The sequence below is a fragment of the Corynebacterium sp. HMSC034A01 genome, assembly GCF_001838175.1.
Taxonomy (GTDB): Bacteria; Actinomycetota; Actinomycetes; order Mycobacteriales; family Mycobacteriaceae; genus Corynebacterium.
Genome location: NZ_KV835948.1, coordinates 99,982 through 114,144 on the forward strand (window position 1 = coordinate 99,982; position 14,163 = coordinate 114,144).

The following is a 14,163-nucleotide window of genomic DNA, read 5'->3' on the forward strand; positions in this document are numbered from 1 at the left end:
GGTTTACGGCGCTACGATCTGTGCAATCCCCTTCATTGGGAGTAGCAGATGCAGCGGCTCCCCCGGTATTTCGTGAAAATCGGCGTGGCGGAGGTAGAAATCCTTCGCCTGTTGATCCAACGCGTGGACCACGACCGCCGCCGCCCCAACCGCCGCGGCAGCCGTGAAACATCGCGCTAAAGCATCGCGCAGCAACGCTCTGCCAACGCCTTTGCCCTGCGCATTCACGTCCACAGCCAGTCGAGCAAGAATTATCACAGGAATCGGATCCGGCCGGCCTTTTGCGAAGTTTCCCGGCGCGGCCTCCTTTTCCAATCCCCCGGTGCAGATCGCGTAGTATCCGGCGACCCGCTCGTTCCACGTCGACACATAGACAGCGCAGTTTTTCACACGCTGGTTTTGTAGTGCATACCGGTGAAACCACAAGTCCAAAGAAGCGGTTCCACACCGAAACGACGCCCGATCATCGCTTTTCACCAATTGCCGTGGTGGCTGAAGGACACGGTCAGCCGCCAAAGCTGAATTCCTTCCCGAATGGGCTTTCCCCCGCAAACAGCTCAGCCAATTTCCTAAAGTCTGCTGGCCGCTCTAGAAGTTTCTCTACGTGCGAGAAGTTCTCTTCACTCAGAACGAACCAGCGCTGATCAGCGAGCACCATTTCAGCTCGCTCAACCGCGCTCTCCAACACAAACTCCGAAACGGACTTATTGGTCGCCTCTGCGGCCTGCCTGAGCCGATCGTCTTGCAGTGCCGTGGTCCGAAGGTTCAATCGGCGATCTTTCACAGTCACTTTAACTCCCCTCTCAATAGCGTACGCACATTGTACATACGCCAAGCCTCCACGCAACCGTCTCGGCTTTTCACGAGCAACCGGTCATCATCGTCCAACGCAGATGCGACTCGTAGGTCAGCGCTACCGGAGTCCCGCGATCGAGGCCGGAAGCAATCCGCGCAGCTGGTCGCCGAACTGAGAGGCGATGAACGCGAAGGCCCCGCCAAGCGCCGCGACGATGCCGATGACCAAGGCGGCTGTCGCGCCAGCAGAGGAACCCTCCATGGGCTCTGCCGGGGGCTGCACCGGAGGCGTCGATAGGCGGTGCTGCTTGGCAAAGTCCTGGTACTTGATCATCTTCGCCTCGCCGTCTGGGTTGGCCAGGCCGTGGCCGTCCTTGAAGTCCCAGGCCTCTACACGGATGCGGTCGTCGTAGACCTTCACGCGCAGGCCGGTGGCGGCGTCCTCATCCACAATCTCCTCGTCGTGGTCGCCGTCCGGCAGGTATTCGTTCAGGATCGCGCCCGTGTTGACGACGGGGAAGCCGATGGCGCCTTGCGGGGTGCCGTCGTAACGCCTAGTGCCCCACCAGTTGTTCTGCTTCAGCGAAGAGTGCGAGTGGCTGGTAAACGCCACCACGTCGTTGTACTTGGACAGCACGTCCGAGATGGCCTGCTCGTCCTCGAAATCGTTCTGGTACCAGGCGGAATGGCTCATGGATACCGTCCCCGGCAGCAGCGGGTGCGTGAACACCAGCGCGGTCACGCCCTGCTTATCCCAGTGCGCGAGGCGCTCGTCCAACCACTGCAGCTGCTCGGCGGAGATGCGCTGGAACGGCTCCTTGCCGCCGCGGTCGACGTCCGAGTAGTACTCCGTGTTGATGGAGATCAGCGGAGTGCCGTCCACCACCACCTCGTTCCACGGCCTCTCCTGCCCGGAGTATTTGAGGAAGCGCTGCATGTGCACCTCCGAGGTTTCCTCGCCGTACATCTCGTGGTTGCCGATGGTCCACAGCTCCACGCCCGAATCATGCGGCGCCTCCTTGCGCGCGGCGAGGAACTTGTCCCATTGTTCCTGGCTACCGTTGTCCACCAGGTCGCCGTTGATCACCAGCGCGCTGGCTTTCTCCGGCATGGCGTTGAGGCGGCGGATGGCCAGCTTGTAATCCTCCGGATCGTCCTGCGGATCGGAGATCACGTCAATGACGGTGTTCGGCTCCTCCGCTACCTGGGTAAACGGCGCGCGCACCGCGACGTTGTCCACGGCCCACCAGTAGTCGTCGTTGCCGCCGAGGTAGCTAAACGCCACCTGCATTGTTGTCGCGCCTTCCGGCACGTCGAGCTCGAAGTACTCGTGGGAGGAGTAGCGGTCGCTCGTTAGCTTATCGACGACCTCCGGTTCCCCACCATCGAATCCCACCGCAACCAGTGCGGTTTGGCCCTTCTTGCCCTGCCGGTAGTGCTGGTCGAACTCGAGGGCGACTTTGCTCTGGCCGCTCACGTCGATCGGCTCGGTGGTCATGCGCGCGTCCATGGAGTCACGCTCGGAAAGACGCTGCTGCTTCGAATCGATGATGGCGAACTGGTCGTGCCCCTGGGTGAAAAAGTGGCGCTCGTCGGTACCGGAGGCCCAAGTCCAATGGCGCAAATCCGAGATGGTCCACCCGTTCCAGCGGGCCTCGCCCGAGGTCACGCCATCGACGTGTTGCGACCAGCCCTCCGGCAGGTCGTGCGTGAAGTGGGCCGGGTTGTCCACCCCGTCGAAGCTCTGGAAGTACAGGTACGGACGGGAGGATTCGGGGAACGCCTCCGGTTGGGCGGCGATAGCGGGAACGGCTGTGGTGGCGGCTGTGGCGGTGACAACGGCAGCAGTGGTGGCGGCGAGTGCGCGGCGGGACATCATGCGTCAAAAATTAGCGCCGCCTGAGAGATCCCGCAGCGCGAGCTCGGGACGGGCCGGTGCTGAATGCGGTCTAACACGTAAAATGGCCCGGCTCAATCGGTGACGATCGAGCCGGGCCCTTCTGGCGTGCGGTTAGAGCGCGGTCTGGTGCTTAGGCTGCGACCTTGCGCCTGCCCATCAACGCACCCGCCGCGATGAGGGTTCCGCCGAGCAAGATCGGGAGCTGAACACCCGCGCCACCAGTCTTCGGCATGTTGCCCTGGCGGACGTTGGCGACCTCGAGATATGCCGTCTGTTTATCGGAGACTACGTTCCACACGCCCTGGGTCGATATATCCGAGACCCATTTCCCGTTCGATTGGTACTCAACCGCGACGCCCTGATCCTGAATTGATCCTCGGAACCGAACAGGCGCAGTGAGCAGCGAGTACACAACGCCATCCTGGGTCGGTGCCTTCACCTCGACCAGGTCGTACTCCTTGCCCGGCTCGAGCACTGTCTCAAGGGTGTACGTGCCGGTGTCGGTGCCGGTTTCGAGGGTCCACGTCTGCGGGGCTTCGCCTTCGACCGCGGTAACCTCACGGACCTCAAACTCCGCTTCCGACAGCGTGATGTCGCGATTTTCCAAGTCGACCTTCTTCACCTCGAGACCGAAGTTCGGCTGATCGGCCTTCGTATTGGCAACCACACACACGACGGTTGCAACGTGGGAACCACTGGTATTCACCGGAACCCTGAAGCCAGTCGCACCCGTATTCTGAACCTCCAGCTGAGATTCTTTACCGTTGAGGTTTTGAGTACACACGGCGTTTTTCTCATCTCGCTGATACAGCTTGTACCCCTCTTGCTGGTGCTCTGTGATCGTGGCCGTCGCCGGCCTATCTGTGACTAGGTTCCACGAAGCCTGCGGCTTGTCTGCTCCTTCCTCCGTGGCGGTGGTCTTGGAGTCTGCATAGACCAAGTCACCGTTTCCAGTGTCGATGATCCGGTTATTCGCCATGACCGAGAACTCCCAGCCATCAGCACCGTCGGTCAGCACACCACCGTTGGCGTCAACGATCTGCTTTTGGACGATGATCTTGCCTTCGCAGAACTGGTTGATTTCGCTCGCGATCTGCTTGAGCTGATCAGCGAGTTGAGAATACTGCTCGACTCGGACGGTGTCTCCCGGCCCGGAGATATCCTCACCCATTTGTTTTACCGTACGGGTACCGTAGGTCCACAGTGATTTATCGTTCGTCACTGTCTTGCGGCTGGTACTGACAATGTCGATCAGACGGTTATTAGATTTGACATTGTTTTTATAGTACGCATTCACTGCTTCTTCGAGATTGACGATTAAGTCCCACGAATCAGAACTCTGAGTCTTTCGATAAGCCGCGCGCTGCCAGTTTGGGTAATCGGTGTATACACTTTTAAGCTCGATGAGATAGTTACCGTGCCTTCCGCCTTGCTCATAAGCACGGGTGCTCAACAGATTTTTTAGCACGTATTCCTGGGTGACTACATTGCCCTTAGCCAGCGTTAGATCGACCATGATTGGTACAACCCTGGTTCCCTTTTTCTTCAACTCGTTCGCGGCGAGAATTGCCTGGTTCAGAGACCTCTCCTGAACAAACGCTCCAGAGTTTCTCAGCGGGGCACCCGTTGGACTGCCACCCATGTTCTGCCACCCCGTGTCGTCGTACGTGGGCATACCGTCTGTGATGAAGTAAACGATGTCGTAGCCTTGATTCTGGACTTGCTTCAAGCCGGCTTCCCAGTTTGTCGCATTGCCAGCATTGCTTGTGGTCCACTCGTTAATTGCGTTAGTGATCTGCGGGTTCACTACACCATTCACTGATACATCCACAGCTTGCTTCGTGGTTCCTTTAGCGCCGGCCCTTGATGCAAAGTTGTAGATACCGACTTTCGTCCCAGGGGCACCAACAAGAGCTTTAACCATCTCATTCGCTGCGTTGCGGCTCGCTTCAAAACCATCAACATCGGCGTTCTGCAATGAGCGGGATTGGTCCGCCACGATGGCAATCTTCAAACCACACTTCTTAGGCATCTCAGGGTTCGGGTACTGTTTCTCAACCCAGTCCGCACCATCAGGCGGGGACACCTTTACCGGCTCCTTAGGCTCAACCAGGGAGGTACCGTAAATCGTCGCGACTGCATCGACGCTCGGCGGATTGTCACTGAAGCCGGAAGTCATGGTGAACTTCGCGCCGTCCGGCACCTGAACCGAATCGACTCGCTGCCCGTTCTTAACCGGGTAGACCTCAAACTCGACGTAGTCACGCGAGATGCTCACAACGCGGCGCTCGAACGAAACACCCGTTTCAGTTTTGTCGAGGTGAAAGCTGTATGCCTCGGAAGCCAGGATGCTGTTCGGTGCGCTGATACGCACGACTGCCTTGGAGAACGTCGAGTTCCCATCCACTGTTGCCGTGGTCTCGTACGGCGACTCGCCGGTAGTCGTGGCGGGGTTCAGACGGATACCGCCGCGGCCCTCCATGTCGAAACGCTTGGTCTCGTCGTCAAGTGGCACCGATGACGTCGAAGCCGGAGGCTGCTCGTTCGTCGTCGGGCCCGCCGGGGACGAAGGCTCTGCCGGGTCATCCGTCGGTACAGCTGTTGGATCCGTCGGTTCAGTGGTACCGTCCGCCGGCTCGGTGGGGTCGGTCGTCGGGATCGACGCTTCGGAAGTCGGCTCCTCCTCGCAAGATACTGCCTCTACGTCAGCGGTGACCGTGTAGTACTTCGCGTTGGACTGTGTGGTCGGCAAAACGAGATCAACATCGCCCGAGCTAGTGCCAACCGCAATCGGATTGCCGAGGTCGTAGGTCACATCGGTCTTGGTCACCGTTTTGGTAGTTGCGAGTTCGGAGTAGTTCGGGAACGGAGATTCCGCGAAGGTAGTCAGCTTTTTAGTGCCCTTGTCCTGGAGCGGCGCAGCGGAATCTGCTCGATTCGGGTCAAAGCTACCGCTGGACAGGTTCGCTGAAAAACTGTGAACTTTCTCGCCGGAATTCAAACCAGAAACTGTAATGCGCATGTGCCTCGTGGCGTAGCTTGTCGGCTTTCCCTCCACCGTGAGGGTCCGCGTCTCAATCGACGTCGTGCACTGCTCAGCTGATGCCGTCGGAGCCCCAGTCTCCAGCGCGTCCACCGGGTACGAGCCCAGACCCGCGGCAAGTGCCACCGAGGCAACCACGGCAGCGACGCCACGGACGGAGCGACGCGCGCGCGAGCTAGCAGTTCGCGCTGCAGGCTTCAAAATGTTTCGCATAATCGTTTTCCTCAATCCGCTGTCTTACCGTGATTGCTCTTCGTCTTTGCTGCGTCGAGCCATGAAGAACCCGACCAGAATCAGTAGGCCGCCCAGGCCCGCCGCCCACAGGACATTCGCGCCGGTGTAGGCCAGGTCGCCGCTGCGTTCCTTATCCGCCGGCGGCTGCGTCACCGTGGTGACGGAACCGTTCGGCTGGGTGGTCACGTACGTCGAGGGCCGCGTGGTGATCACCGTGGTCGAGCCGTTCGGCATGGTGGAGGTGGTCGTGGACTCGACCGGGGTGGATTCCGTGGTGCGCTCTGTGGAGGTCTCGGTGGTTTTCTCCGTGGTGTTCTCGGTCGTGCGCTCAGTCGTCGTCGACGTCGATGGCGACGGTGTCGGGGTAGAGGATGGCGGCTCGCCGCCCTCGCTGCCGTCCCACTTGGTCACCACCACGTTCTCGTACTTGAACTGGGTGCCACGCACGTCACCGAGCGGGAGGATGATCAGCTGCGGGCTGGACACGTGATATTCGTGCCCGTCGTTCGGGGCGTTTTCCTCCAGCAGGTAAAGCCCGGGCTTCAGGTTGTCGAAGCCGGCTTCGCCCTTCTCGCTCGTCTGCGCGGTGGCGATGCTCGTGAGGCCTTTGGCTTTAACATCGTCAAGCGATAGTTGCTTGGCACCCGCGCGCCCTTCATCGGTGGTGACATCCACGCCCTTGACCAACGACAACTTGAACGTCGCGCCGGCGATGGCCGGCGGCTTCTCCCCTGCCGGGACATCGTCGTACGGGTTCGTCGCCGCTTTCTTCACCATCAACGAGATCGGCTGGGTGGTGTCCACGCTCGCCGCCGGGATGTCGCGGTCGTTGCCGCTGATCACCTTCGCATCCGCAGCAGGGCCGAAAAACCCGCACGCGAGGACTGACGCCGCACCGAGCGCCGCCACAAACTTCGAAGTGCGCATTAGGACAGAACCTCTCTAGTTATGGCGTCCTTGCGGTCGCTTTTCTTCTTCTCGCGGATGATCCACCAGATCAGCGCCAGCAGGACAATGAGCGCCACGGCGCCAAGCACCCACATCCACCACTGGATGGTGGATGTGGACTCGTCGAGCACCTTGGCCTCGTCTTCATCCAGCGGCACGCGCTCCGCGTGCACCAGCAGACGGTGGGTGTTAATGCCGTACGGGGTGCAGGTCACCAGCGTGAGCAGGTCACGGCCGGCCTCCGCGCGTAGGCTGTCGGTCTCATCCGGCAGCACGACCTGCGTCTCGTACACCTGGTACTTCAGGCGCTTGCCAAAGGTGGAGATGTAGATGGCGTCGCCTTCCTTGACGTCCACGAGGTCGTCGAAAAGCGTCGCGGTGGTAAGCCCGGTGTGGCCGGTGATCACCGAGTGGAACCCCTCGCCGCCCGTGGGCAGCGCGGAGCCGTACAGGTGGCCGAGGCCCTTTTGCAGTGTGTTGTCGCTGGTGCCGTGGAAGACCGGCAGGCGAACGTCGATGGACGGAATCGCTAACTGCGACATCGCGGACACACCCGCGAGGTGACGCTCGTACTCCTTGTACTCCGCGTTGTCCTCGCTGATGCGCGCCAGCCACGGATCCAGGATCGGGCCATCGGTGTGCGTGCGGTTGTACTCCACCGCCGCGTCGTGCGCGCGGTTCACCTGCTCCGGCGGCACAACCTGCAGTTTCTCTTCATACTGTTTGGCCACCTGCTCCTGCACATGGTTGTTCCACTGCGTGGAAATCACCGGGTACATCAGCACCAGCAGCCCAACGAGAATGATGAGGACCGGCAGGCCGACGCGCTGGAAAAAAGACTTCTGCGCCGGCTGTTGCCGGTGCTTCGCCTTCACTGCAGTAGTCACCTGTCGTGTCCTCTCTTTGGGGCCATCGCCTATCGACGACCTCCGGTTTCAAACTGGGGCAGGAACTTTTCGCCCTCCTGCCGGCGGGCGTGCGCGCCCCGGCTGTTTCGTCGAGGCGCCTCCCGGCCTAGCGCTTGTTAGCAGCCACTAGACCAAGGTCCGCGCTTTCGCTTATGCGGACTGGGAGTTGCGACGTGCCGCGTAGACACCGCCGCCGATGATGGCCAGACCAGCCAAGGCCATGATCAGCACACCCATGCCACCGGTGTTCGGCAGGAACGGGACGCTGTTCTTGAGGTTGTTCACCGCAACGCCGTTCGCAATCTTGTCGCCAGCAGCCTCGAAGTTTGCGGACTTCGCGTTGGTGGTGGTGAGGAAGTTCGCCGGCTGACCGCCGTTCTTCGTCTCGCGCGTCAGCTCGAGCGGGTAGACAGCATCCTTGTCGAAGGTGTATCCGGCCGGTGCGGCGGTCTCACGCAGGCAGTACTTGCCCGGGTCCTCGACCACAGCGTCGTCGGCGTAGTCAGTAACGTGGAGGCCCTCGAAGGTGAGGGTGCCGTTCTCGTCGGTTTCGCCATTGGCGATTGCGTCGCCGTCAATTGCGGTGCCTTCAGCGTTGCACTTGCCCACCTCGAACTTCGCTCCCTCGAGCGCGGTGCGCTTGCCGTCTTCCTCACCGGTCTTGAACACCTGGATGTTGCCGAAGTAGGAAACGACCTTGTCGTTCGGGGTCTCGTTCGGCGGGGTGTCGCCCGGCGGGGTGTTCGGCGGGGTCTCCGGCGGAACCTCGGAGAAGTTGCTGTCGTCGGTGGAGTGACGGAAGTACTCGCGAACAGAGTTCTCCACTTCCTGGTCGGTGTTCGCACCTTCGAGCAGGTCGGCGGTCACCGTGGCGATCACGCGGTCACCCGGCTTGAGCACGGACGGCTTCACGCCGACGAAGAAGCCAGCATTCGCGCCAGCGGCGAGGTTGCCGGCGACGGAGTTGTAGCCCTCATCCGCGCCAACAGCGAAATCGGTGCCCTTGGTCAGGTCCTTCTCGGCACCGTCGACGCTGATGACCTTAACGGTCAGGTTCTCGTAGTCCGGCTTGATCTCGGTGTTGTTGTACGCATCGCGCAGGCCGAACCAGTCGAGCTTCTTGCCCTCCTGGGCGGACGGAACGATACCGGTGAGGGTGTAGGTAACCTGATCCTCATTGAGGACGTGCTTGTCCTCGTCTTCAACAGCCTTCTCAACGCGCGCGAAGGAGTTCTTCGGGTACACATTGACGTTGGAGATCCAGCCGTCACCAGCCGGGTTGGTCATCGGCAGGAACACGATGAACGGGTCGGCCGGGACGAGAGTCTCGGTACCGTTCGACTCGTAGCCAGCCTCGGCCGGGCGTGCATTCTCCCACTCGGTCTCGGTGACGAGGTATGCGCCAGCAGGCAGGTTAGAGAAGGTTGCCTGGCCGTTGCCGTCGGTAGCGATCTCCTGAGCGGGGAACTCGCCGTCCTTGGTGATCTCCGGCTTTTCAGCGACGCCAGCCTTGTTGTACTCCTGGGTCAGCTTCGCCAGACGGTTAAACTCCGCCTGATCGCGGATGTTGCCCTCGAGCTTCTCCACCTTAAACTTCGCACCCTCAAGCGCTTCGCCGGAAACCGCACCATCTTCTTCACCGGTGCCGATACGCAGCTCGGTCGGGTTGTAGCGCTTGTTCACAACCAAGGAGAAGTTGTCACCCTCCGGGATGGTGCTGGATGCGGCAAGCTGCTCGGCAGCACGCGGCGTCGGCGCAGCGGTGTTAGTGGTCTGCGCCAGCGCGTCCTGCGCGGCGATGCCGGCGGAGCCGGCGAAGGTGAGGCCGGCGGCGATTGCAATCGCGGCGGTCTTCTTGATGGCAATTGCCATGGGAAATCCTTTCGGAAGTTCGGAGTTCGCTGGGCCCGTTTTTGGTCAGCGAGAAGAGGATTTTCAGTGGCCGGGAGGGCTTTACGCCCCCGTTGAATAGCCTCTGGGCCCAGCTTGGGCGCCACTGGTAAAAATATCGACAATCGCAAGTCTTGTAAAGTGCTTTTGCCCGCGGTTTCCCAGGTTCTCAGCAGGCTATTAGCGTTTTTCATCCAGCCGAGGCCAGTTTATTCACTTCAATCCCGTGGAAAATGTCCATGACCAGCGGTCACGCAGTTTTAATTAGTTGCCATTTATACGGCGTGTGTTTCTGGCCACTTTTCGTCACACCCCTCTTGCGGTGTTCTCAGCAAAAGGTTCATCTCCGCTGGGTTCCGACATCGAACCAGGTCAAAGTGGAAATCGTCCGGGTGCCCCCGACGGGCGCGCGGCTAGCCGGAGGTGCGTCGTAAAGCAAAGGCTCCTAGTCGGCGACCATCACATCCGCCTCGCGGCGTCGCTTCTTCCGCCGGTCCCGCCAGCGTTTCCACAGGATCAGCAGGAGCACCAGCAGGATCAGCACGAGCACCGCGATCATCCACCAGGACCACACGAAGGCATCCACGGCCGGCTCCGGGGTGTCCGGGTCCAGGGGCGCGCGCTCGGCGTGCACCAGCAGACGGTCCGTGTTCAGCCCGTACGGGGTGCAGGTGATCAGCGTGATCTTGTCTTTGCCGGGCTCGTAGGTCACGGCGTCGTAATCGTCGGGCTTGACCACCTCGCGCGAGGTCATGCGGTAGCGCAGGCGCTGCCCCATCACGTCGATGAAGATGTCGTCGCCGGGCTTGAGCATGGGCAGCTGATCGAACATCGCCGCGTTGACCATGCCAGTGTGCGCGGAAATCACCGCGTTCGTGCCGTTGCCGCCGACGGGCAGGGTGGAGCCGTACATGTGGCCGGCGCCGTCGTAAAGCACGTCCGGCCTGGTGGTGTGGTACACGGGCAGGTCCACGTTGATGCGGGGGATGCGCACGCGCGCCATCACGTGGTAGCTCTCCGGCAGGGTCAGCTGGGACATGTAGTCGTCGAAGCCCGGGTCGTCGTCGCGCGGTACACGTGCGTGCGGCCCCTTCGCCAACAAACGCTGGTTGTACTGGTGTGCCAGTTCCAGCTGCTGCGCCTTGGCGTCGTCGCTAAGCTCCTGCACCGCCCCCGCATATTCCTCGTTTTGCTGGATCTGCCGGTACTGCGCGGACAGCGTGGACGCGATCGGGTACAGCAGCAGCAGCGCCCCCAGGATCAGCACGATCCAAGAGACGGCGTTGCTGCGGCGCTTACTCCTCTTCGTTGTCATTGCGCCTACGCAAGAAGAGTCCGAGGAGGATCAGCAGCACGGCGAGCCCGGTGATGCCGATGACGCTCGCGCCGGTGGACGCGAGGTCGCCGACGCGCTCGCCTATCGACGGTGTCCCGTCCCCCTCACCTCTTTTCACCACTGTCTCAGTCACAGTGGCCGGGGAACCGTCCGCCCGCGTGGTCTCGCGGGTGACCACCTCGGTGACGGAGGCGTCGGACGGCATGGCACTGGTTGGGGTTCGGGTCTCGGTTTCGGTCTCGGTGCTTCGCTGGTCGTCGTCGGTGACGGTGGTGGTTGCCGCGGCAGCGTCGAAGCACTTTCTTCGCTCCACCACGTTGATGTGGTTGACGTGCTCGACCGTGACGGGCGCGCGGGTGGCGTCCATGCCGTCTGCAGTCAACGTGGCGGTGGTGGCGAGGTCCCCGAGCGTGGCATCACGCACCGGGCCGCTGCCCCAGGGCTTCTTATCGTTCGCCTTCGCCGGCACCCAGGTTTCCACCGTGGTGGCGGGGTCCGCCGACTTCGCGCGGGCGAGCTTAGCCAGGCCCGCGCTGGTGAGCGTGAAGGTCGCCTCGTCGTTGCCCTGCTGCTGCTCGTCGTAATCCTCGCCGCGTTTCAGCTCGGTGCTCTTGCCCGCGCCGTGGATGGTCAGGCGCGGGGCTTGGAGCTTGTTTACCGGCTGCTCCTTGCGCGCCGTGCCCGGCACCTGCTTGGAGGGTGTCGCCGCCGCTGCATCGAAGCGCAGCACCTGGTCGCCCTGCGCCACCACGCTGCGGGGGCCGCCGTTGTCCCACTGCACGGTGTGGCCCCGCGAGAACTCCAAGGTCAGCACGTACTGGTTCAGCGTGCCGTCCGTGGAGAGGTTGGGCACGGTGGAGACAAAGTCGTACTCCACATACGTCCCAGGCGCTGCGGCTTCCTTCCATTCCAGCGTGTTGCACGCCGTCAGCGGGTCCACGCTGATCCCCAGCTCCTGCGCCTTCGGTGCCACCACCTGCGCCGGCTTGTCCGGGGTCACCGCCACCACGAACGGGGCGTAGGACACGCGCGCGTCCTGCGTGTCCGGGTTGTCCGCCACCCGCACTAGGTACACGCCGGTGCTGAGGCCCGTGAAGGTGGCGGTGCCTTCCTTCGACGCTTTGGTGTCCACCTTGCGCAGGCGGTCGGGGTGGTCGCGTGTGATCGCCGGGATGTCCAGGGATTGGAGGTTGTCGGGGGTGGGCCGAAGGTCGTCGATAAGCAACAGCTCCACATCGCGGTCCCCGATGCGCGCGAACCAGTCCGCGCCGACGCTTTCGCGGAGATCGACCCGCAGGTCGGCGGCGGAAGCGGTGGGCGCGCAAGCAAGGAAGGCAGCGGCGAGCGCGGCGGCGAGCCTGGGTGCCGTGCGTGAGTGCATGGTGTCCTTCCTTGTCATAGTGAGAGCTTGTACGGATGGTGAATGGCGGATGGTGAAAATGCGCCACTTTGGGGCATCTTCACCATTTGCGATTCACCATCTGCGCGCCTTAGGCGTTGCGGCGGCTCAGCTGGTACGCAGCGCCGCCGCCGAACAGCACGAGACCCAGCGCCAGGATGTAGAGCATGGTGCGCTCACCGGTCGCAGGCAGGCGGCCCCAGATGTTGTCCTTCACGTCGTTGACCGCGACGGTGTACACGGGGCGGGTGGTGTCGGTGCCCTCCGTGGTGCGGGTGAGCAGCTGCGGGTCCGGGTTGAGCAGGTAGCCGGCCGGGGCCTTGGTCTCAACTGCGCAGTACTGCACGGTCGGGTTGAGCTGCATGCCAAAGCCGGACGCCACGGCGGCCTTCGCGGAGGCAACGTCGCCGCCCTGGGCGGTGAAGGAGGTCTCGATCTTGGTGCCGTCTGCGGTTGCGGTGCCCTTGATCGCCGTGGCGTCCTTGGCCACCTTGTAGCCGTCGCCCTCCGGTGCGCAGGGGTAGATCTCGAACTCGGCGCCGTTGCCGGTCTTTTCGTCCTCCACCGCATTGCCGTTGAGGGTCTTGGTCACCTCGACGTTGGCGTACTGCGTGGTGGTGTCGTTGGTGTCCTGGTCGCCGTCCTTGGTGGTCTCCGGCTTGGTCGAAATCGGCTCGTCGCGGTTGGGCACGTAGACGTTGGCGGTGTTGTTGATCTTGCCGTTTGCCGGGATCGCGTTGACCTTGGCCTTGAACACCACCTGGGCAGTCAGGCCCGGGTTCTCGCCGCGCAGGGTCTCCAGGCGCTGCAGGCCGGCCTCGGTGAACTCGACGGTGAGGTTCTGGCCGTCGTTGGTGATGGTGTAGTCGCCGGACTGCAGGGCAGCGTCCACCCCGTCCTTGGCGCCGATGAGGGAAACGGCAGCAGAGTCGGCGACGTAGGTCAGTTCTTTCTGCAGGTCATCGGTGATTCGGAAGCGGCTGATGGTGCGGGTGCCGTCCTGCAGCACATCGCCGGCCGGGACCGGTGCCTTGACGGTGTAGGTGATTTCGTCGCCGACGTTTGCGTTCGCGTCGTCAGCGGCCTTGGTCGGGTCCAGCTTCTGGTTCTTCGGGGAGATGGTCGGGGTGTAGGTGAGGGAACCGTCCTCCTGCGTCAGCGGCAGGGTGACCAGGAAGGGGGCGGCGACGGTGTAGTTGCCGTTGGTCTTTTCGGTGACCTTGTAGATGCCCACCTTGAGGTTGTCGAACTTGGCGATGCCGTCAGCACCGGTCTTTTTGTTCTGGGCGGTGAACGTGTCGTCCAGCGTCGCTTCATCGGCGCCTGCGTTGACGATATCGCCGGCTTCCTTCCAGCCGGCGGCGGTGTTCAGCCCGTTTTTCATCTGCACGCGCTCGATGGTGAATTCGGTGCCCGCGACATCGCCGGTGGCGTTACCCGGGTCGCCTTCCTGCTTGTGGATGGTCAGGCTCGCCGTCTTGTTCACGTCAACGGCCTGGTTGTTCTGGGCGACCGCGACAGGCGCGAGGTCCGGGGCGACGGCGAGCGGGGTGGCGGTTGCGAACGCGGCCGCGGCTGCGAGCGCGAAGGTCTTCTTTGTCAGGTTCGACATGGTTGCAGTTCCTTTTCTGGAGGGGTGTGTGTGGAGTTGGTTTTGGGAATTACATGTGCCGGTTTAGGAGAGCCCGTACACCGTCCGCTTGTAGCGGG

10 protein-coding genes are annotated in these 14,163 nt (G+C 62.1%); all 10 read right to left on the minus strand.

The genetic code is table 11. The annotated features are described in order from the left end of the window. Positions 1-3: 3 nt before the first annotated feature. The 10 genes from HMPREF2791_RS04965 to HMPREF2791_RS05010 all read right to left on the minus strand — a co-directional run bounded on the left by HMPREF2791_RS04965 (position 4) and on the right by HMPREF2791_RS05010 (position 14,065). Positions 4-516 (minus strand): GNAT family N-acetyltransferase, encoded by a 513-nt coding sequence (locus HMPREF2791_RS04965; protein ID WP_070844612.1) that lies wholly within the window; start codon positions 514-516, stop codon positions 4-6. Then, positions 506-790: a type II toxin-antitoxin system TacA family antitoxin gene (locus HMPREF2791_RS04970; protein ID WP_070844613.1), complete on the minus strand. Its 285-nt coding sequence runs from the start codon at positions 788-790 to the stop codon at positions 506-508. Before HMPREF2791_RS04970 ends, HMPREF2791_RS04965 begins: the two co-directional genes overlap by 11 nt. Positions 791-913: 123 nt before the next feature. Then, positions 914-2,674, minus strand: a complete 1,761-nt coding sequence (locus HMPREF2791_RS04975; RefSeq protein ID WP_070844614.1) for a metallophosphoesterase family protein — start codon at positions 2,672-2,674, stop codon at positions 914-916. Between the two features lie 151 nt (positions 2,675-2,825). Beyond that, positions 2,826-5,951: an LPXTG cell wall anchor domain-containing protein gene (locus HMPREF2791_RS04980; protein WP_070844615.1), complete on the minus strand. Its 3,126-nt coding sequence runs from the start codon at positions 5,949-5,951 to the stop codon at positions 2,826-2,828. Positions 5,952-5,975: 24 nt separating this feature from the next. Beyond that, positions 5,976-6,899, minus strand: a complete 924-nt coding sequence (locus HMPREF2791_RS04985; RefSeq protein WP_070844616.1) for a SpaA isopeptide-forming pilin-related protein — start codon at positions 6,897-6,899, stop codon at positions 5,976-5,978. Further along, positions 6,899-7,807: a class C sortase gene (locus HMPREF2791_RS04990; protein ID WP_070844617.1), complete on the minus strand. Its 909-nt coding sequence runs from the start codon at positions 7,805-7,807 to the stop codon at positions 6,899-6,901. The genes HMPREF2791_RS04985 and HMPREF2791_RS04990 overlap by 1 nt, the downstream gene beginning before the upstream one ends. 171 nt (positions 7,808-7,978) lie before the next feature. Further along, entirely contained in the window at positions 7,979-9,700 is a 1,722-nt protein-coding gene (locus tag HMPREF2791_RS04995) for a SpaH/EbpB family LPXTG-anchored major pilin (RefSeq protein ID WP_070844618.1), read from the minus strand. 463 nt (positions 9,701-10,163) lie between these two features. Further along, positions 10,164-11,033, minus strand: coding sequence for a class C sortase (locus HMPREF2791_RS05000; protein WP_070844619.1), 870 nt, complete (start codon positions 11,031-11,033; stop codon positions 10,164-10,166). Beyond that, positions 11,014-12,435, minus strand: coding sequence for a hypothetical protein (locus HMPREF2791_RS05005; RefSeq protein WP_070844620.1), 1,422 nt, complete (start codon positions 12,433-12,435; stop codon positions 11,014-11,016). Before HMPREF2791_RS05005 ends, HMPREF2791_RS05000 begins: the two co-directional genes overlap by 20 nt. Positions 12,436-12,544: 109 nt before the next feature. Next, complete coding sequence (locus tag HMPREF2791_RS05010; protein WP_070844621.1) at positions 12,545-14,065, minus strand: SpaH/EbpB family LPXTG-anchored major pilin; 1,521 nt, start codon at positions 14,063-14,065, stop codon at positions 12,545-12,547. Positions 14,066-14,163 lie beyond the last annotated feature (98 nt).

Coding starts and splice junctions, on each gene's coding strand:
- HMPREF2791_RS04975 (WP_070844614.1), bottom strand. CDS start 2,674: ATGATGTCCCGCCGCGCACTCGCCGCCACCACTGCTGCCGTTGTCACC.
- HMPREF2791_RS04980 (WP_070844615.1), bottom strand. CDS start 5,951: ATGCGAAACATTTTGAAGCCTGCAGCGCGAACTGCTAGCTCGCGCGCG.
- HMPREF2791_RS04985 (WP_070844616.1), bottom strand. CDS start 6,899: ATGCGCACTTCGAAGTTTGTGGCGGCGCTCGGTGCGGCGTCAGTCCTC.
- HMPREF2791_RS04995 (WP_070844618.1), bottom strand. CDS start 9,700: ATGGCAATTGCCATCAAGAAGACCGCCGCGATTGCAATCGCCGCCGGC.
- HMPREF2791_RS05000 (WP_070844619.1), bottom strand. CDS start 11,033: ATGACAACGAAGAGGAGTAAGCGCCGCAGCAACGCCGTCTCTTGGATC.
- HMPREF2791_RS05005 (WP_070844620.1), bottom strand. CDS start 12,435: ATGCACTCACGCACGGCACCCAGGCTCGCCGCCGCGCTCGCCGCTGCC.
- HMPREF2791_RS05010 (WP_070844621.1), bottom strand. CDS start 14,065: ATGTCGAACCTGACAAAGAAGACCTTCGCGCTCGCAGCCGCGGCCGCG.